The organism is Melghirimyces profundicolus, assembly GCF_003054245.1.
GTDB classification, from domain to species: Bacteria; Bacillota; Bacilli; order Thermoactinomycetales; family DSM-45169; genus Melghirimyces; species Melghirimyces profundicolus.
Genome location: NZ_QBKR01000001.1, coordinates 89,208 through 107,206, shown reverse-complemented (window position 1 = coordinate 107,206; position 17,999 = coordinate 89,208). Strand labels below are relative to the sequence as shown.

Here is a 17,999-nt window from a genome sequence, read left to right as displayed (position 1 = left end):
AAAAAAATCCTTCCATACCTTGACATTATTAAAAAGTGGTTCTCCATTCCGTGAAATAGAGAAACACCCGGGAGCATTCCCGGGTGTCTTTGGGGTTTATGAGGTTTTTCCGATCGGTTCCGGTTCGCCGATGTCGATGAGGGCCGCCTGAGCCGCCGCCAGCCGGGCAAGAGGAACCCGGAAGGGGGAACAGCTGACATAATCCAGTCCCGCCCGGTGACAAAAGAGGATCGATTGTTTCTCCCCGCCGTGTTCCCCGCAGATCCCCGTTTTCAGAGCCGGCTTGGTTCGGCGGCCTTCCTTCACACCGATGGAGACCAGACGCCCCACTCCATCCGTATCCAGGGTCATGAACGGATTATCAGGGAGGATTTTATGATGGATATATTCGTGCAGAAATTTTCCTTCCGCATCGTCCCGGCTGTATCCGAAAGTGGTTTGGGTCAGGTCGTTGGTGCCGAAGGAGAAGAAATCGGCTTCCTCGGCAATTTCAGCCGCGGTCAGGGCCGCCCGGGGCACTTCGATCATGGTGCCGACGGTGTAGGGGATCGGTTGCCCCGTCCGGCTTTCCACCTGAGTGGCCATTTCTTCCACCAGTTTACGCATCTCCCTGAGCTCGTTCACGTGACCGACCAGAGGAATCATAATCTCGGGTCGGACCGTCGCCCCTTCTTGAATCACTTCTGCGGCGGCCAGGAAGATCGCTTCCACCTGCATCGCATAGATTTCCGGGTGGATCAGGCCGAGGCGGCAGCCCCGATGACCCAGCATGGGGTTGAACTCATGCAACCCGCGCACTTTGCGGAGCAGTTCCTCTTTCTTTTTCACTTCCACGGGGTCGGCCCCCTCCGTCATCTGCAGCTTCACCACTTCCGTGAGAATCTCCTCCTGGTTGGGAAGGAATTCATGAAGCGGGGGGTCCAGCAGGCGAATGGTGACCGGAAGCCCGCTCATCGCCTCAAAAATACCTTTAAAATCTTTCTGCTGCAACGGAAGAAGTTTGTCCAGGGCCGCCTGCCGTTCTTCCGCCGTTTCAGCCAGAATCATATCGCGGACGAGGGGCACCCGGTCGGCTTCCATAAACATGTGCTCCGTCCGGCAGAGGCCGACCCCCTCTGCTCCGAATTCCCGGGCTTTGGCGGAATCTTCAGGATTGTCCGCGTTTGTCCGGACCTTCAGGCGGCGGAATTCATCAGCCCAGGCGAGAATCTGTTGAAATTCGTCCGACAGCTCAGGGTCGATCAACGGCACCTGTCCACGGATCACTCGGCCGGTGCCTCCGTCGATGGAGAGCTCGTCCCCCTCCCGAACCACCATCCCCTTCACCCGCAATTCTTTGCTCTTAAGATCGATTTTCGCTTCTTCACAACCGCAGATGCAGGGTTTGCCCATTCCCCGCGCCACCACGGCCGCGTGGCTGGTCATTCCGCCGCGGCTGGTAAGAACCCCTTCCGAAGCGACGATGCCGTGAATATCTTCCGGTGTCGTCTCGGGCCGGACCAGGATCACTTTTTTTCCGTCCTGAGACCACCTTTCCGCGATGTCGGCATCAAAGACCACTTTGCCGGATGCAGCACCGGGAGAGGCGGGAAGGCCTTTGGTCAACACGTCCAATTCGGCCTTCGGATCGATCCGGCGATGCAGAATCTGATCCAGCTGTTCCGGGTCCACCCGCGTCAGAGCCGTCCGCTTGTCGATCACCCCTTCTTTCACCAGGTCGGTGGCAATCTTCACGGCCGCGTGAGCGGTTCGCTTGCCGTTCCGGGTTTGCAGCATGTACAGCTTCCCACGCTCAATGGTGAACTCAATGTCCTGCATGTCCCGGTAATGGGCTTCCAACCGGTTGCCGATTTTCCGGAATTCCTCGTAAATCGCCGGCATGCGTTCGGACAGCGAGGAAATGGGTTGCGGCGTCCGGATCCCCGCCACCACATCTTCCCCCTGGGCGTTGATCAGATACTCCCCGTAAAGGGCCTTTTCCCCCGTGGAAGGGTTTCGGGTGAAGGCGACGCCGGTTCCGGAATCGTCTCCCATGTTGCCGAAAACCATCATCTGGACGTTGACCGCCGTACCCAGATCGTCGCTGATCTTGTGAATCCGCCGATAGATGCGTGCCCGCTGGTTGTTCCAGGAATCAAACACTGCGATGATGGCGCGGTTGAGCTGTTCGGCCGGATCTTGGGGAAACTCGTTTCCGGTCTCCTCTTTGACGATTCCCTTGAACCGCTCGATCACCGATTTCCAGTCATCCGCGGTCAGTTCCGTGTCCGTGGAGACGCCTTGTTCTTCTTTCTTCCTCTGGAGCACCCGCTCAAAACGGCAGTGGGGAATGCCCAACACCACATCCCCGAACATTTGGATGAAACGCCGGTAGCAGTCATAAGCGAACCTCGGATTCTCTGTCAGCCTTTCCAGTCCCTGGACCGTTTCGTCGTTCAAACCCAGATTGAGAACGGTGTCCATCATGCCCGGCATCGAGATCACGGCTCCGGAACGGACAGAAACCAACAGTGGGTCGGAGGGATCCCCCAACTTTTTCTCCGTCTGCTTTTCCAGTGAGAAAAGAGCGGCACCGATCTCCTCTTTCCGTTCATCGGTCAGGATGCGTCCGGCATCATAGTATTCCAGGCAGGCCGCCGTGGTGATGGTGAATCCCGGAGGAACCGGAAGGCCGGCTTTCGTCATCTCTCCAAGGTTGGCACCCTTTCCCCCCATCAGATGCTTCTGTTCCAAACCGCCTTCATGAAAGGGAATGACATACTTTTTGCTCATGCATGGCCGCCTCCTTTTCTGAGCATCTCCAAAATGATATTGGCGGTTTCCTCGACGGCTTTGTTGGACACATCCAGGATCGGACAACCGATGCGTTTCATCACTTGTTCGGCATAATCCAGCTCCTGTAGAATTCGCTCCATGTTGGCGTAATTGGCCCGGGAAGTCAAACCCAGTGATTTGAGACGCTCCCGCCGGATCTCATTCAACTGGTCGGGATCGATGGTCAGACCGATGCAGCGTTCCGCCGGCACCCTAAACAATTCCTCGGGCGCTTCCACCTCGGGGACCAGAGGAACGTTGGCCACTTTCAGCCGTTTGTGGGCCAGATACATGGACAATGGAGTTTTAGAAGTCCGGGAAACCCCGATCAGGATCACATCCGCCCGCAACAGGCCGCGGGGATCCTTTCCGTCGTCGTATTTGACCGCAAATTCAATGGCCTCCACTTTACGGAAATAATCTTCATCCAATTTTCGAACCAGCCCCGGTTCCCGTTTCGGGCTCCGGCCGTAAAGGGTGGAGAGGCCCTTGAGCATCGGTCCCATGATATCAACCACAGGCACGTTGTGGCGCTCGGCCTCTTCCTTGAGGTATTTCCGGAGGTCAGTCACCACCATGGTAAAAGCGATCATGCCGCCCACTTCAGCGGCTGCCTCCACCGTTTCCCGAATGGTTTTTCTGTCGTCCACATAGGGGATCCGGCGGATGTGGGCATCGCCCCCGTTAAATTGGCTGGAAGCTGCTCGAACCACGAATTCCGCGGTTTCTCCCACCGAATCGGACAAGAGGAAAATGACGGGTTCGTTTGTTGCACTAATGGCTCTTCCCTCCCTGGCTTAAACGGACGTTCCTTCGCCCAGTTCAACAAATGCTTTGGTGATCGTTGTTTTCGTGATCCGCCCGACCACCTCCGGACCGCTTTCTCCCTCCCGCTCCTTGACCACCGGCAGGGCGTCCACTTGGTTTCGGATCAGTTTGGCTGCCGCGTCCAAAAGCGAATCTTCCGGGTCGCAGGTGACGATGTTGGGCATGCGGGTCATTACCACCCCGACCGGGATGGATTGGAGGTTCTGGTTTCCCATGGAACTTTTCAAGAGGTCCTTCCGGGACACCACCCCGACGAGAATTCCCCCTTCTTTCACGACGAAAAGGGTTCCCACGTCTTCCAAAAACATGTGACAAATGGCGTCGTAAACGGAAGTCTCCTCCTGACAGACGACAGGAACCGATTTCCAATCCTTGATGGACAGCTTGCGGATATGTTCCCCCAAGAGTTGGTTCCCTGTTTTCCCCGAGTAAAAGTATCCCACTCGGGGACGGGCGTCCAAAAAACCGGACATGGTGAGAATGGCAAGATCCGGACGTAAAGTGGCCCGGGTCAGGTTCAGTTTTTCCGCGATTTGCTCCCCGGTAATGGGCCCTTCATCTTTTACGATGCGCAAGATCATTTCCTGGCGTTCCGTCAGCTCGATTTGAATTGCACCCCCCATGAGACCCAGGCTATTATGCCATACTTAAAGAGCATGACTCCGATATAGTATATACTATATTGGCAATCGGCTTTCTGCAACCATTTCCATTCAACTTTTGTCGCGGGTCCCTTCCATTCGGGTATACTGAATGTGTGGAATGTCTGGCAATCGATTTTTTTCATTGGAGGAATCAGGGATGCTGTTTTCCAATCCGACGGCCGCGCAAACCGAGGCGGAACTGCACCAGTTACACCAGGTTGCCGATCAGGGCTTCAAACGAACCGTCATCCAGCTTCCTTCTTCCCGCTATAACCGCGAGGAACTTCTGAACCTCTTCCGGATCACCGACACAAAGCCGATCGCCTTTCGGGCTCCCCGGGAGCTGACGTTGGGGAAAGCGAAAAATTTCAATGAGGAAGCCTGGTCTTATTGGTTCCATACGGTGGCTTCCCTCTACCCCGACGATGCGGGGCATTTTATCTGCCACGGCTCCGCGGTCACCTTGGGGGAATTGTTTGAATTTCTGGATCAACGCCCCCGCAATTTCAACGCACTTCACGATTATAAAACCCAGTACGTCGAAACCGTCATCGACCAACTGAAGCGGTTGGAAGCGATCGCCCGTCCTCTCGGGATCCGGTTGCTCCTGGAAAACGCCCCGATGGGGGCTCCAGCCTATTTCGAACCGGGGAAAGGACGGATCTGCCCGGCCTTGAGGACACCCAGGCACCTGCTTCGCGTAACGGAAGCGACCGAGACCCGGATTTGCTTTGACGCCGCCCACGCCCGGATCACTTCCAATGTGTTCACCTACATGCACCGGTCCAGAAGCCTGTTTGCGGCGGCGACGGAGAAAGAAATCCTCAACGCCACCCGTGACTGGCCCCAATTCTACCAACAGATCAAAGAGCAGACCGCCATGGTTCGCCTCTCCTACGCGGTCAGTTGGGGGGACACTCCCCAAAGCCTCCACATCCCGTTTCCCGAAACCGCCTATCCCGAGCTTCTGGAGTTTGCCGAAACCCTGAACCCCCGAATCCCCGTCGTTCTCCCTTCCACCACCGAAAAAAACCTGCGGGAGATGATGAAAACCTTCGTGAACTGAAAAAACCGTAATCAAAAACCGCTCCGGTGGAGCGGTTGATTAACAAAGGACAACGGTTCATGTTCAGGAAGCGATAACGATTTTGTTAAATGCGGCGAACTCGTCGGTCAGACGCTTGATCTCCCCTAAAAGGGCCAGCCGGTTCATTCGAGTGCCTTCATCCTCAGCCATGACGAGAACATCGTCAAAGAACCGGTGAATCACCGGCGCCAGCTTCGCGATCGCCTCAAACATCCCGCGGGCATCCTGTTCTTCACGGGCTGCTTCAAAGGCGTCCCTGGCCGAATTGATCGCCGCATAGAGTTCCCGTTCCGACCAAGCTTCCAACAGGTCGCGGTTCACCTCGGCCCCCGGCGTTCCCTTGGCTGCCAGATTGGCCGCCCGGCTGAACCCTTCCGCAACATTCTTGAATTCCTCTTTTTCCACTTCTTCCCCAAGAACCCGTGCTTTTTCGACCACGAGCCGCGGCAGGCCGGTATCGGACGCAAGAACGGCGTCAATAAGGTCATAACGGATCCCCTCTTCCTGCAGCACCGCCTTCAGCCGCAGTCCGAAAAAGGCGGCAAGTTCCCGCTTCACCTCCGTCGCATCCCGTTTCAGCCAGCCATCCGACTTCAGTCGTTCCAGACAGAGATCCGTCAGTTCGCCGAGAGTGATGTTGCTCCAGCCCCGGTCCACCAGGATCTGCACCACTCCGGAAGCCCGTCTGCGGAGACCATATGGATCCTGCGAGCCTGTGGGCTGGATTCCAAGGGAAAAAGCGGATACCACCGTGTCCATTTTGTCAGCCAGACTGATCACTGCCCCCGGTGTCCCTTCCGGAAGTCGGTCACCGGCAAACCTCGGGTAATGATATTCCAGAATGGCCCGGGCCACTTCAGGAGACTCTCCCGCCTTTTCCGCATATTCTTTCCCCATCACTCCGCTTAATTCGGGGAACTCGTCCACCATGTGGGTGGAGAGATCGAATTTGCAGATCTCCGACGCCCGAAAAAGAGAAACGCGCGCCTTCTCATCCAACCCGATCCGGTCGGCCAGCGCTTCCACCAGAAGGCGGATTCTCCGGACTTGATCTCCCACGGACCCGAGTCCTTCGAAATAAACCACGTCGTCCAGTTTGGCCACCGCCTTTTCGATCGGCAGTTTTAAGTCCTCTTCGTAAAAGAAACGGGCATCGGCCAACCGGGCGGAAAGCACTTTTTCATTTCCCCTGGCTACGTTGGAAAGGGCATGTTCGTCCCCGTTCCGAACCGTGACGAAATAGGGAAGGAGTCCGCCGTCTGTGTTTTCCACGGGAAAATAACGCTGATGTTCGCGCATGGTGGTGATCAACACGGCCGCCGGAAGCTCCAAATAGCTTTCGTCAAAAGTTCCGTAAAGGGCGGTCGGGTATTCCACGAGATGGGTGACTTCATCCAGAAGCTCCTCATCCACATGAATGTTCCATCCTTGTTCCTTTTCCATCTCCGACAATTGCTCCCGAATCCGATTCCGGCGTTCTTCCACATCCGCCAGAACCCACTCTTTCCGCAGAACCTCCACATAGTCGGAAGGGGTTTTGATGACGGTCTCCTTTCCGAGGAAGCGGTGCCCCCGGGTCCGGTCGGCGGCGGTGACTCCGGCCCAATTCGCGGGAACCGTTTCTTCCCCGAAGAGGCAGACCAACCAGCGGACGGGACGGATAAACCGGGTCCGCCGGCGGCCCCAGCGCATCGATTTCGGAAAGTGCAACCCTTCCAGGATCTCCGCCAGTCCCTTATTCAGCAGATCGGCCGTCGGTTGGCCTTCTTCATGTTTGCGGGCGAAAACATACGCTTCCCCTTTATAGTCCTTCAGCCGGAGCTGGTCGACGGAAATGCCCTGTTTCCGGGCAAATCCTTGGGCCGCTTTGGTCCAGCTTCCATCCTCCGCCACGGCGATTCTCTTGGCGGGTCCGCGAACCTCTGCTTCCACATCTTCTTGACGCTCGGACACCTTTTCCACCACCACGGCCAGACGGCGGGGGGTCGCATATGAACGGGCGGGACCGTGGCCGATCCGGTGGTTCTTCAACCACTTCTCCAAGGTCTCTTTCAGCTGTTGCCTTCCGCTCTCCACAAAACGGGCAGGCATTTCCTCCACGCCGATTTCCAACAGCAAATCCCGCTCAGCCATGTTGAACCCCTCCTTCCTGTTTCAACATCGGGAACCCGAGGCGTTCCCGTTCCTCCACATACCTCTTGGCTGTGCGCCGGGCCAGGTTCCGGACCCGGGCCAGGTACCCCGTCCGTTCGGATACGCTGATCGCCCCCCGGGCATCAAGCAGGTTGAAGGTATGGGAACACTTCAAAACGTAATCGTAAGCGGGAAACACCAGGTTTTGTTCCAGCGCCTGTTCCGCCTCTCCTTCGAAATCATCAAACCAGCGAATTAACTTCTCCGTTTCAGAGAGTTCAAAGGTGTACTTGGAATGTTCATACTCGGGTTGCTTAAAAATGTCCCCGTAGGTAACCCCCTCCACCCATTCCAGGTCATAAATGTTCTCTTTGTCCTGAATGTAGGAAGCGAGCCGCTCCAACCCATACGTCAGTTCCACGGAAACCGGGTCCGCTTCCATTCCCCCGATCTGCTGAAAATAGGTGAACTGGGTCACTTCCATTCCATCCAGCCAAACTTCCCAACCGAGTCCGGCCGCCCCCATCGCCGGGTTTTCCCAGTTGTCCTCGACAAACCGGATATCATGTTCCAACGGAGAGATCCCGAGGGCTTTCAGACTGTCCAGATACAACTCCTGGATGTTGTCCGGGGAAGGCTTCATGATCACTTGGAACTGATGATGCTGGTACACCCGGTTCGGGTTTTCCCCGTACCGTCCGTCCGCCGGACGCCGGGAAGGTTCGACATACGCCACGTTCCACGGCTCGGGACCGAGACACCTGAGAAATGTCATCGGGTTCATGGTCCCGGCCCCTTTTTCCACATCATAGGGTTGTGCCAAAACGCATCCCTGGGTGCTCCAATAAGACTGCAGTTTTAAAATGATCTCCTGAATATTCATCCCTTTCCCACCTCCAGATCTGTGCATATAAAAAACCTTCCACCCCACATGGAGCCGATGCCCCATAGGGACGGGAGGTTTTCCCGCGGTTCCACCCTATTTGACCGGCAAGGCCGGTCCCCTTGATTTCAGATGCGCTCCGGATGCCGTTCACCGGGTTTGTGACCGGGCTTTCACCATCCCCAGCTCGCTGAACACAAAGAAACCGGTTACTCCCTTCCGTCATCGCGCCAACATTTTTCATTTGTGGATAGAGTATTTATACCAGAAGACCGGACCGCTTGTCAATTTTCTCCCATTAGAAGGTTGTGAAAAAGTGAGCGGCAGCATTTACCCAAGCCGCTCCGGCTGCTCACAGAGCACAAGTCTCGCCGGGGTCGCTCGCTCCCCGGTCTCCCCGGTCTCGCTATGCACTCACAGAGCACAAGTCTCGCCGGGGTCGCTTGCGCTCCCCGGTCTCGCTATGCTGTCCTGCAGGAGATGGTTGCACGGTCCGCTCCGAATCATCCTGCTGCGGGCAGGGGTAAAACGCCTTCGGATGCAACACAGAGAAGTTTTTGCCCCTGAACGCCCCTGCGGGCTGATTTTCCGCTGGGCAGGACAGCAAAGTCGCTATTTCGGGTAAACGCTTTCCTTCTTCTGAGCCTGACCATCAATCACAATGCTTTTAGGTCCAGTCCCTTTTAAGACGGTCGAGAAAATCCCTGGATTTGAGCTTAAGGTCCGCGTATTCATCCACAAAGGAGCGGACCGCCCGCTCCAGTTGCGCTTTGGTTTCATCTTTCACCTGGATATCTCCCAGACGATCCGGCGTGATTCTCTGCAACGTTTTGAGAATTCGGGCAGCCGCGGGAGAAAGAGTTAGGGCCCGGGGATCCCGGTCCTGGCATTTCCGGCAGAGAAACCCGCCCTGCCTCACGCTGAATCGGACGGGAAGATCCGCCTTGCCGCAGGCAATGCAACCGTCCAACCGGGGACGGTAACCCGCCGCTTCCAGCACCTTCAGTTCAAAAATCCGGGAGAGAATTTCCGGATCGACGCCTTTCTCCAGCATCCGGAAGGTGGTGAGCAACAGTTCATACAGTTCCGGCGCCGGTTCTTTTTCCCCCGTCAGTTTGTCCAGCAACTCCGCCAGATAGGCTGCGTAGGAAGCGAGGGTCAGATCGGACCGGATGGAATAATGGGACGCAAGAATATCCGCCTGGGAGAGCGTCGCCATTCCCGACCCGGCAAAGCATAGATACTGCCCCAGAGTAAAGGGTTGGGTGGCTGCGCCCAGCCGGCTTTTCGGCTTCTTGGCCCCCCGGGCCATTGCCGCCATCTTCCCCCTTTCACGGGTGAACAGGGTCACCACTTTGTTGCTTTCTCCGTAATCCCGTGTCCGGATCACGACCCCCTCCACCTTTTCAAGCATCGCGAATTCCCCTTACGCCTTGCTTTTCTCTTTCTGCTCCTGACCGTTTTTCTCCTCACGATCTTCGCTCAGCATTTCCGTGTCTTTGAACAACAGATAAGCATCAATGCTGCCTGTTACCGCAAAACAGTTCCAGGAAAAGTTCCGCAACCGACTCATCCTCTCCGCCAAGCGATGAATACTTCTACGGTTAGGATGGCCACACGCAGTCAGAGTATAACCGGCTTTCACTGGAAAAGTCTTCGTCTGTCATTCTTCTTCCCGGTAACCGAACTGTCTCAGCATGAATTCTTCGTTGCGCCAATCTTTTTTGACTTTGACCCAAAGGTCCAAATAGACCCGGCTTCCCAGAAGGCGCCCGATTTCCTCTCTCGCCCGTTTCCCGACCTCTTTCAACATCGAACCCTGCTTGCCGATTAAGATCCCTTTCTGGGAGGGACGTTCGGTGTAAATGGTCGCCCGGACATAGACACGGTCTCCATCCTCCCGTTCCATCTCTTCCACCATCACTGCCACCGAATGGGGAATCTCCTCGCGGGTGAGATGAAGCACTTTTTCCCGGATCAATTCCCCGACGATGAATCTTTCCGGGTGATCGGTCACATATTCCGAAGGATAATACGGAGGGCCTTCGGGCAATTCCTTCAGGATCAATTCCAGCAAGGTGGAAGTGTTGTTTCCCTTAAGGGCGGAAATGGGGACCACTTCTTTGAAATCGAATTCCTTCCGGTAACGGTCGATCAAGGGAAGCAGAGAATCCGGATGGACTTGGTCAATTTTATTGACCACCAGGAAAACCGGTGTCCGCACTTCCCTCAATTGTTCCATGATAAACCGGTCCCCCGCCCCCATCCCCTCTTTGGCATCCACCAGAAACAACACCAAATCCACTTCCTCGAAGGCTTCCCGGGCGGATTTCACCATCCAGTCACCGAGACGGGATTTCGGTTTGTGAATGCCCGGGGTATCCAGGAATATGACCTGCGCCGTATCCGTGGTATAGACACCGCGGATCTTATTGCGCGTGGTCTGGGGTTTGTCCGACATGATGGCCACCTTTTGGCCGAGGACATGGTTGAGAAGGGTCGATTTTCCCACATTGGGCCGGCCAATCAAAGCGACAAAACCGGATTTAAAAGCGGTCTCCTTCATTGAGATCCTCCTTGTGAAAAGCACCGGGCAACAGTTTCTCCACCGTCGTTTCTTTCACGTCCCCGTTGAGGTTGGAAAGATAGACCTTTGTCCCCGGCGTGCACAGTTCCACCATTACCTGACGGCAGGCCCCGCAGGGGGAGACGGGGCCTTTCGTGTCTGCGGTCACCGCGATGGCGACAAACTTCTTTTTCCCCTCGGAGACGGCTTTGAAAAGGGCCGTTCGCTCAGCACAATTGGTGAGGCCGTAGGATGCGTTTTCCACGTTGCAACCTGTAAACACCTTGCCGTCTTCCGTAAGTAACGCCGCCCCCACCGGAAAACCCGAATAAGGAACATAGGCCCGTTCCCTCGCCGCAATCGCTTCTTTAATCAATCGATCTTTCATTCATCATTCCTTCTTCCTTTAAGCTCCCCGGGAGCTTCCTGCTTTCGCGCTCCGACCCCGGCAATCCCGCCGGCACCACCACCCCGCCCGAAATGATGTATTTCAGGCCCTCTTCCACTGTCATATCCATAAACGTCACATCACACTCCGGCACCAGGACCAGCCAGCCCGAGGTGGGATTGGGTGTGGTGGGCAGAAAGATATTCAGCACCCGTTCCCGGGTCTTTCTCTGCACTTCCCTGTTCCCTTCACCGGTGTAGAAACCCAGGGTATAAATCCCCTTCCGGGGATACTCAATCAGGACCACCTGCTTGAAACTGGTCTTGTCATGGGCAAAGGCGCTGGTGATTTGTTTCACTGTGGAGTAAATGCTGCGGGCCAGTGGGATGCGGGAAAACAAAGCTTCGGTGTATCGGAATACCTGTTTTCCGAAAAAACTTCGGGCCATCATCCCGATGAGGATGAGGAGCCCGAAGGTCAGCACCGTCCCTACTCCGGGAATATGGGTTTCGAAATGGATTCCGCCCAGAATCAGGGGAAATTCCACGATTCCCAGCCAATCCAAAAGGCGAGCCAGCCCCACCCCCAAAGTTGGATCGATGATCCCGAACAGCAATTTCAGGATATAGATGGTGGCCACTGCCGGGAGAAGTGTGATGATACCCAGGAAGAGATAAGTACGGATCCGTTTCAACACCGGAAGTGCTCCTTTCACTCGCCTACATCAACCAAAAGCCGACAAACGCGGTGACCATTCCCAGAACAGCGCCCAGAATCACCGGCCTCTTTCGCGTTTTGATCCGGAGGCGGGTTCCCAAAAGGAGTGCCAGGAGCAACAAAACGAGAATGGTCACCAGCAAATGAGCGGTCATGATCACCAGTGAAGCCGCGATCAGGCTGGCGAGGGAAGTGGTCATGCTGGGCTCCCAGTCCGGACGCCCGAGACGGTGGAACAGCCCTTTGAGTGAAAGTGTCAGAAAGAAATGAAAGGCGATTAAGGTGGCCAGACTGACATTGGGTGGATAAGGGGCTTGTTCAAAGGCCTGGAGGGACAAAATGTCCAGGTACGGATAAAAAATGCTGATCCCCACCACGACCGCGGTGCCCGCACTGAGCAACACGGCCCCCGCCGCCACGTCCTTTGCGACTTTGGCCAGAGGGTGAAAATCCTTGGTCACCATGTCGATCACGGCTTCCACCGCTGTGTTGAACAATTCGGCCACGAGGACCAACAGGATGCAAACAAACAGAATTAACACTTCCAGCTTGCTCAGGGGAAGATACAAGCTGAGCAACAAAACACCCAGGGCCGCCAGAAAATGAAGCCGCATGTTTCGCTGGCTGACCAGTGTATATTTCAGGCCTTCCAAAGCGTAACGGAAGCTGGCCAACAACTTGGTAGCCCACATGTCCTTCACCCCTGCCTCTTTAAGCCGACCCGGGACAGGATCGTTTCCTGCCGGGAGAACATCTCCCGTTCTTCCTCCTCGTTCCCGTGGTCATACCCGAGAAGGTGAAGGAAGCCGTGCACGGCCAAAAAGCCGACCTCCCTCTCCAGGGAATGGCCGTATTCCTCCGCCTGCCGCCGCGCCTGGGGCAGAGAGATGACGATGTCTCCGAGCGGGACAAAAGCCCCCTGTTCCACCTGCCATTTTTCTCCGGGTTCCCACTGGGGAAAGGACAACACATCCGTCGGACGGTCCACTTGACGGTAATCCCGGTTCAGTTTTCGGATTTCATCATCCTCCACAAAGGTGACCGAAACTTCCGCCTCCGACACCTCTTCCACCGCGGCCGCTTCTTTGAGACAACGCTCCACCCATGCCAGAACGGAGGATTCCCGCTCTCCAAGCTGGGGGCGGATTTCGACTTCCACCTTCAAACTCATGCGGGCTTCACTCCTTTACCCTGGTTATCCTCTGGATATTCGATCCGGGAATGGAAGATGCCCTGCAGGGTTTCACACATGGAACGCGCGATCAGGTCCAGTTCTTTCAGGGTCAGATCGCATTCGTTGAACTGTCCGTCTTCCAGGCGATCCTGGATAATCTTCCGCACCATGTTTTCCACCCGTTCCGGGCTGGGCCGTGCCAGAGAGCGCACCGCCGCTTCCACGCAATCGGCGATTCCCACGATGGCCGCCTCCTTAAACTGCGCCTTGGGCCCGGGATAACGGTAATCGGCTTCGAGCACCTGGGTTCCGTCGCTTTGTTCCCGGGCCTTGTGGTAAAAGTATTTCAGCAGCGTGGTTCCATGATGTTGGGCCGCAATGTCACAGATCGGCGTCGGGATCCCGTGCTCTTTGAGCATCTCGTAACCATCCCTTGCGTGGGAGATGATGATGCTTTTGCTCAGGTTGGGCGAAAGTTTGTCATGGGGATTTTCCGCCTGGATCTGATTCTCGATGAAAAACTGAGGGCGTTTGGTTTTCCCGACATCATGATAATACGCTCCCACCCGGCAGAGAAGTCCATCACCCCCGATGGCTTCCGCGGCCGCCTCGGCGAGATTTCCCACGATGACCGAATGGTGGTACGTCCCCGGTGTTTCGATCAGCAATTTTCGGAGCAGAGGATGATTGGGATTGGAAAGCTCCAAAAGCCGCAGGGGAGACAGCATGTCAAACACGGTTTCGAAATGTTGCAGAAATCCGATGGTCAAGACGGCGGAAAAGATCCCGCTGGCCGCCCCGAAACCGATCGACTGCAGCAACACCATCCAATCCCCGTCCACCGGAACCAAGGCATACAGGGCGGTGATGGTCAGGACACTGGCTCCCGACGAGATCAGACCCGCCCGGAAAATGGACAGACGGTTGCGGACGCCGGCAAGTGCAAACGCAGCCGCGGTTCCGCTGACCAGTGTCACCAAGCCGTAACGGAAGTCAAAGAGAATTTGGTTGTCGGAGTTGAAAAAAATCGCTGCAAACACGCCAAAGAGGACGCTGCACCATAAAGCCACCTGGAGGTTCAGGAGCAGCGTAATCAACATGGTGCCCAACGCCGCGGGAGCGAGATACCCCACCGTACTGTATTCCAAATTCTGCCCCAAGCTGACCACCTTCATCCCCAACAGGGTCAGAAGAAAGACGGACAGCAGCATGGACGTTTTGATGTTGTCCCGATAAACATCGGGCTTGAACCGGCGGACGAACAGGGCCAACATGCCCAGAATCAGGGAGATCAACAAGGCAAGCCCCAGATAGGGGAACGGATTGGCGAACTTGCGAAGAAAACCGAGTTCTTCCAGTTTGCGGTATTGTTCGTCCGTAATGACGTCCCCGGCCGTGACGATCGCTTCCCCTTTTTTTATGGGAACGGGATCCACACTTTCCCGTGCGGCTTCTTTCAAGTTTTTCGTCCGCTCCTCATCATAAAATTCGTTGGGAACAATCATTTGGCGGGTCAGCTCCCGGACGACAAAGCGGGCCGGGCTCCCCAAAGAGGAGGTGACCAACACCCTGTCCACACTGTCCCGTTGTTTCCCCAGTTCCTCTTTGCGGACTCCGTCGGCCAAAACCTCCTGAACCGCCTCCCGGCTGAGGATCCGCATTTCGGTCCATTCTCCCTGTTTGACCTTTGTCAACTGCTGGTAAAACTCATCCGAAAGACCGTAAGGAAGCGTGTCTTTCAATTTGGCCGTCTTCTCTTTTTCGCTCAGGGAAGAGTCGGAGAGCGTTTTGCGGATCTCGGAAAAAAGTGTGTCCAGCCGTTTGATTTGCCGCTCCGTCAGCTGTTCGTCCACACGGTACTGTTTCCCCACGGATTCAGCTGCCTTCTCTCGTGCCTGTTCCGTAGCGGCCTGATCCACTTTGGTCACCGGGGAAACAATCGTTTCCCGGGCCACCGAACCGGGAGAAAGGTCTTCATACTGTTGGGGGAGCACATGCCCCATCAACAGGAGATAACAAAAAACACCCAACCCCACGTACAGGAAAAGCCGGATCCGCCGGCTCGTCTTCCAGCGGTCCGGCAACCGGAACCGGTTCTGACGGGGAGATTTGGCTTCTTTCCCTTCCTTCATGTTCACCGACTCCTTAACGGCGGGATTCCTCATCCGCTTTGGCGTAAGCGTCGATGACTTTCTGCACCAAGGTGTGACGGACCACGTCGGCCTGAGTCAAATAGACGAATGGAATCTCCTCCACCGATTTCAGCACCCGTTCCGCTTCTCTGAGGCCGGACTCTTTTCCTCTGGGCAGGTCCACCTGGGTCACATCGCCGGTTACCACCATTTTGGATCCGAATCCCAACCGGGTCAAAAACATCTTCATCTGTTCATGGGTCGTATTTTGCGCCTCATCAAGGATCACAAATGAGTCTTCCAGGGTGCGTCCGCGCATATAGGCAAGCGGGGCCACTTCGATCATCCCCCGCTCCATCAGCTTGTTCACCTGCTCCACCCCCAGCATGGCGTAAAGGCTGTCATAGAGGGGACGCAGGTAGGGATCCACCTTCTCCTGCAGATCACCCGGGAGGAATCCGAGACTTTCCCCCGCCTCCACGGCGGGACGGGTGAGAACGATCCGTTTCACCTGGTTCGACTTCAAAGCAGTCACGGCCAGCACCACGGCCAAAAACGTTTTCCCGGTACCGGCGGGCCCGATCCCAAACACGATGTCCGCCTTTTGGATGGCGGTGACGTAATGCCGTTGACCCAGTGTCTTCACCCGGACCGGTTTCCCTTTGTGGGTGGTTCCGATTTGCTCGTCGTACAGCTCCAACAGTTCGTCCGCCAGACCCTCCCGTGCCAAGCGCTCGGCATACACGATATCCCGTTCGGTCAGTTTAACTCCCCTCCGAACCAAGGTCAACAACACGCGAAACAGGTGGCTCAGCACTTCCAGTTCTTCCGGAGAACCGGAAATGGCCACCTCTTCCCCACGGGAGACAATTTTGGCCGGGGTATGATCCTGGATCATCCGCAAAAAACCATCCTGCGGCCCGAAGAGGTTTAAAGCCTCATTCGCGTCCTGCAGTCGGATCTTCAGAGTCTTCTCCTGTTCCTGCAACGCTCATTCTCCTTGAAAAATGGGTTGTTTGGCAGCAATGTTTTCCACTGCATCAAAGTGTATCTTCATAACAACTTTATCATTGTCGACGTGAGGGTGCAAAACTTTTTCACCCAAGATCCGCCCGTCATCCCCCATCTTCATCAACAAATCTTCCCGGGCCCGTTCCTTCCCGAGAGCAACCGCCTGCTTCACCGACAGCTTGCGGGACACCCACTTCATTTCGAGACGTTCTTCTTCCACCCAACCGAAAGGCAGTTCCCAATGGCGGATTTTGATGGCATGAATTTTTTGGATCGTCTCATACTGTTGGTAGGATTCCGGAAATAAATACGGAATCCGGACCACCTTGGATGCCAGGTACGGATACCAGGCGGTCTCGCGGTTTCCGGTGTACACTTTCCGTTTCTGTTTCAAAGGAACGGTGACATTGGACTCGTACCAGACCTCACCGAAAACCTTTCCTTTTGCTCCCACCAGTTTTCCCTTGTCGGAGGTCTCCGGGTTACCGTACCAGCCCGAAACCAACAGGTCCCCCTTTTTGACCACGTCGTTGACATTCACCACGGACCGCCCCCGTTCCACCCGGAGATCGTAAATCATGGCACCCCGTTTGGCCACCAGGTTAATGGGGCCGTCCTCTTCCTTCTTTTCCCTTTCATCCACCCTCTTTTTCTCCACCAAGGTGATGATGGCCCGGGTGCCCTCCATACGGAAACCGACCCAGGAAACCTGCGGAAGTTTCGTCTGAAGGTGATACTGCACTTCTTCATTGTCCGGAATCCGGTGTTTCAGCTGGCCGATGAACACCCCCTCTTGTTTGAGCAAGCGGATGATCTCTTTATCGGGAACGGTTTCATTCCCTTCCACTTCCACCGACCAAACCACGGATGTCAAAGAAAAAAGGAAGAGGAAAAAAAGAAGGATTCCCCAGAGAAAAAACTGCCTTCTTCGGAGACGGAGCAACCAAAAGGGCAACCCTTTTTTCCTCAGAATCCGCGACCGGGTCCCGGTCCGTTTTAAAAGGGGTTTCAACCGGAGATAATCCGGCACGGGGATCGTCAGCCGAATCCGTTCTTCGGAAATCCGGACAATCCGGCTGATCTCCAAGCCGGCGGCCATCGCTTCGTTGATGAAACGGGTCAACTCCGAACCCGATAATTCGATGCGCAGCGATCCTCTGATCTTTTGCGGCCACTGGTTTTTATGTCGCAACCGTCTTCTCCCCTTAACCCAGGAACTTCACCTCAGTGATCTCCCCTTCCACCCACACTTCGTCGGGGTAGATCGCATGGATGACCAGCTTCTGTCCGGTGACGGACAAGGGGCCCCTGGCTGTTTTCAACCGCAATTCGGTCCGGCTGAACCGTTCCACGCCCTGATGATTTTCAATGTGGGCCCGGTAAGGACCGATCATCAGGACACGAGGCAGGTTGGCGGCAATGTCCTGTGGAATGTCCAACCAATCCGAAGCGACTTTTTTCATTTTGCTGCCCAGATTCCTCATGGAACAGCCCTCCATCCTTAATAACCCTTATGAACAAGCCCCGGGAATTATGAGACAAGATCCAAAACGATGGGGTCAGGGAATTTTTATGTGAGGAGCTCTCGCCACAGACCCGCCGTAACGGGATAAAAACACAAC

General features: G+C 55.6%; 17 protein-coding genes. 1 reads left to right on the top strand and 16 read right to left on the bottom strand.

Annotation, left to right across the window (positions count from 1 at the left end):
* Positions 1-96 precede the first annotated feature (96 nt).
* From ppdK to ccpN, 3 genes are read right to left on the bottom strand one after another with little or no spacing between them, the layout of a single operon-like run.
* Positions 97-2,772, bottom strand: a complete 2,676-nt coding sequence (gene ppdK / locus C8P63_RS00510; protein ID WP_108021374.1) for a pyruvate, phosphate dikinase — start codon at positions 2,770-2,772, stop codon at positions 97-99.
* A complete protein-coding gene (locus tag C8P63_RS00505; protein WP_108021373.1) occupies positions 2,769-3,593 on the bottom strand; it encodes a pyruvate, water dikinase regulatory protein in 825 nt (274 codons plus the stop codon). Before C8P63_RS00505 ends, ppdK begins: the two co-directional genes overlap by 4 nt.
* A gap of 18 nt (positions 3,594-3,611) precedes the next feature.
* The gene (gene ccpN, locus C8P63_RS00500; protein ID WP_108021372.1) at positions 3,612-4,265 is read right to left on the bottom strand and encodes a transcriptional regulator CcpN; all 654 of its coding nucleotides are present in this window, start codon (positions 4,263-4,265) and stop codon (positions 3,612-3,614) included.
* Positions 4,266-4,443: 178 nt separating this feature from the next.
* On the opposite strand from ccpN, the gene C8P63_RS00495 reads away from it, so the two are divergent.
* On the top strand, positions 4,444-5,352 hold the full coding sequence (locus C8P63_RS00495; RefSeq protein ID WP_108021371.1) for an apurinic/apyrimidinic endonuclease family protein: 909 nt from the start codon (positions 4,444-4,446) through the stop codon (positions 5,350-5,352).
* 63 nt (positions 5,353-5,415) lie between these two features.
* Here C8P63_RS00495 and glyS read toward each other — a convergent pair whose 3' ends face one another.
* From glyS to yqfC, 13 genes are all read right to left on the bottom strand, one after another.
* A complete protein-coding gene (gene glyS, locus C8P63_RS00490; protein ID WP_108021370.1) occupies positions 5,416-7,506 on the bottom strand; it encodes a glycine--tRNA ligase subunit beta in 2,091 nt (696 codons plus the stop codon).
* Positions 7,499-8,389, bottom strand: coding sequence for a glycine--tRNA ligase subunit alpha (gene glyQ / locus C8P63_RS00485; protein ID WP_108021369.1), 891 nt, complete (start codon positions 8,387-8,389; stop codon positions 7,499-7,501). The genes glyS and glyQ overlap by 8 nt, the downstream gene beginning before the upstream one ends.
* A 667-nt stretch (positions 8,390-9,056) precedes the next feature.
* Positions 9,057-9,803, bottom strand: a complete 747-nt coding sequence (recO, locus tag C8P63_RS00480; protein ID WP_108021368.1) for a DNA repair protein RecO — start codon at positions 9,801-9,803, stop codon at positions 9,057-9,059.
* A 12-nt stretch (positions 9,804-9,815) separates the two neighbouring features.
* Positions 9,816-9,953: a YqzL family protein gene (locus C8P63_RS00475; RefSeq protein WP_108021367.1), complete on the bottom strand. Its 138-nt coding sequence runs from the start codon at positions 9,951-9,953 to the stop codon at positions 9,816-9,818.
* 99 nt (positions 9,954-10,052) lie between these two features.
* Positions 10,053-10,955, bottom strand: a complete 903-nt coding sequence (gene era, locus C8P63_RS00470; protein WP_108021366.1) for a GTPase Era — start codon at positions 10,953-10,955, stop codon at positions 10,053-10,055.
* Positions 10,936-11,343, bottom strand: a complete 408-nt coding sequence (locus C8P63_RS00465) for a cytidine deaminase (protein WP_108021365.1) — start codon at positions 11,341-11,343, stop codon at positions 10,936-10,938. Before C8P63_RS00465 ends, era begins: the two co-directional genes overlap by 20 nt.
* Positions 11,324-12,040 carry a DUF502 domain-containing protein gene (locus C8P63_RS00460; protein WP_108021364.1) on the bottom strand — a complete coding sequence of 239 codons (717 nt, stop codon included), beginning with the start codon at positions 12,038-12,040 and terminating at the stop codon, positions 11,324-11,326. Before C8P63_RS00460 ends, C8P63_RS00465 begins: the two co-directional genes overlap by 20 nt.
* Positions 12,041-12,062: 22 nt before the next feature.
* Complete coding sequence (locus tag C8P63_RS00455; protein WP_146172072.1) at positions 12,063-12,752, bottom strand: diacylglycerol kinase family protein; 690 nt, start codon at positions 12,750-12,752, stop codon at positions 12,063-12,065.
* Positions 12,753-12,757: 5 nt separating this feature from the next.
* The gene (gene ybeY / locus C8P63_RS00450; RefSeq protein WP_108021362.1) at positions 12,758-13,231 is read right to left on the bottom strand and encodes an rRNA maturation RNase YbeY; all 474 of its coding nucleotides are present in this window, start codon (positions 13,229-13,231) and stop codon (positions 12,758-12,760) included.
* Complete coding sequence (locus C8P63_RS00445; RefSeq protein WP_108021361.1) at positions 13,228-15,366, bottom strand: HD family phosphohydrolase; 2,139 nt, start codon at positions 15,364-15,366, stop codon at positions 13,228-13,230. The genes ybeY and C8P63_RS00445 overlap by 4 nt, the downstream gene beginning before the upstream one ends.
* A gap of 13 nt (positions 15,367-15,379) precedes the next feature.
* Positions 15,380-16,354 (bottom strand): PhoH family protein, encoded by a 975-nt coding sequence (locus tag C8P63_RS00440; protein ID WP_108021360.1) that lies wholly within the window; start codon positions 16,352-16,354, stop codon positions 15,380-15,382.
* A gap of 3 nt (positions 16,355-16,357) precedes the next feature.
* On the bottom strand, positions 16,358-17,569 hold the full coding sequence (gene yqfD / locus C8P63_RS00435) for a sporulation protein YqfD (RefSeq protein WP_108021359.1): 1,212 nt from the start codon (positions 17,567-17,569) through the stop codon (positions 16,358-16,360).
* A gap of 13 nt (positions 17,570-17,582) precedes the next feature.
* Positions 17,583-17,861 (bottom strand): sporulation protein YqfC, encoded by a 279-nt coding sequence (gene yqfC, locus C8P63_RS00430; protein WP_108021358.1) that lies wholly within the window; start codon positions 17,859-17,861, stop codon positions 17,583-17,585.
* Positions 17,862-17,999: the final 138 nt, after the last annotated feature.

Bases quoted from the DNA above. Each gene is read 5' to 3' on its own strand.
- ppdK (WP_108021374.1), bottom strand. From the start codon at position 2,772: ATGAGCAAAAAGTATGTCATTCCCTTTCATGAAGGCGGTTTGGAACAG.
- ccpN (WP_108021372.1), bottom strand. From the start codon at position 4,265: ATGGGGGGTGCAATTCAAATCGAGCTGACGGAACGCCAGGAAATGATC.
- C8P63_RS00495 (WP_108021371.1), top strand. From the start codon at position 4,444: ATGCTGTTTTCCAATCCGACGGCCGCGCAAACCGAGGCGGAACTGCAC.
- glyS (WP_108021370.1), bottom strand. From the start codon at position 7,506: ATGGCTGAGCGGGATTTGCTGTTGGAAATCGGCGTGGAGGAAATGCCT.
- glyQ (WP_108021369.1), bottom strand. From the start codon at position 8,389: ATGAATATTCAGGAGATCATTTTAAAACTGCAGTCTTATTGGAGCACC.
- recO (WP_108021368.1), bottom strand. From the start codon at position 9,803: ATGCTTGAAAAGGTGGAGGGGGTCGTGATCCGGACACGGGATTACGGA.
- era (WP_108021366.1), bottom strand. From the start codon at position 10,955: ATGAAGGAGACCGCTTTTAAATCCGGTTTTGTCGCTTTGATTGGCCGG.
- C8P63_RS00465 (WP_108021365.1), bottom strand. From the start codon at position 11,343: ATGAAAGATCGATTGATTAAAGAAGCGATTGCGGCGAGGGAACGGGCC.
- C8P63_RS00455 (WP_146172072.1), bottom strand. From the start codon at position 12,752: ATGTGGGCTACCAAGTTGTTGGCCAGCTTCCGTTACGCTTTGGAAGGC.
- ybeY (WP_108021362.1), bottom strand. From the start codon at position 13,231: ATGAGTTTGAAGGTGGAAGTCGAAATCCGCCCCCAGCTTGGAGAGCGG.
- C8P63_RS00445 (WP_108021361.1), bottom strand. From the start codon at position 15,366: ATGAAGGAAGGGAAAGAAGCCAAATCTCCCCGTCAGAACCGGTTCCGG.
- yqfC (WP_108021358.1), bottom strand. From the start codon at position 17,861: ATGAGGAATCTGGGCAGCAAAATGAAAAAAGTCGCTTCGGATTGGTTG.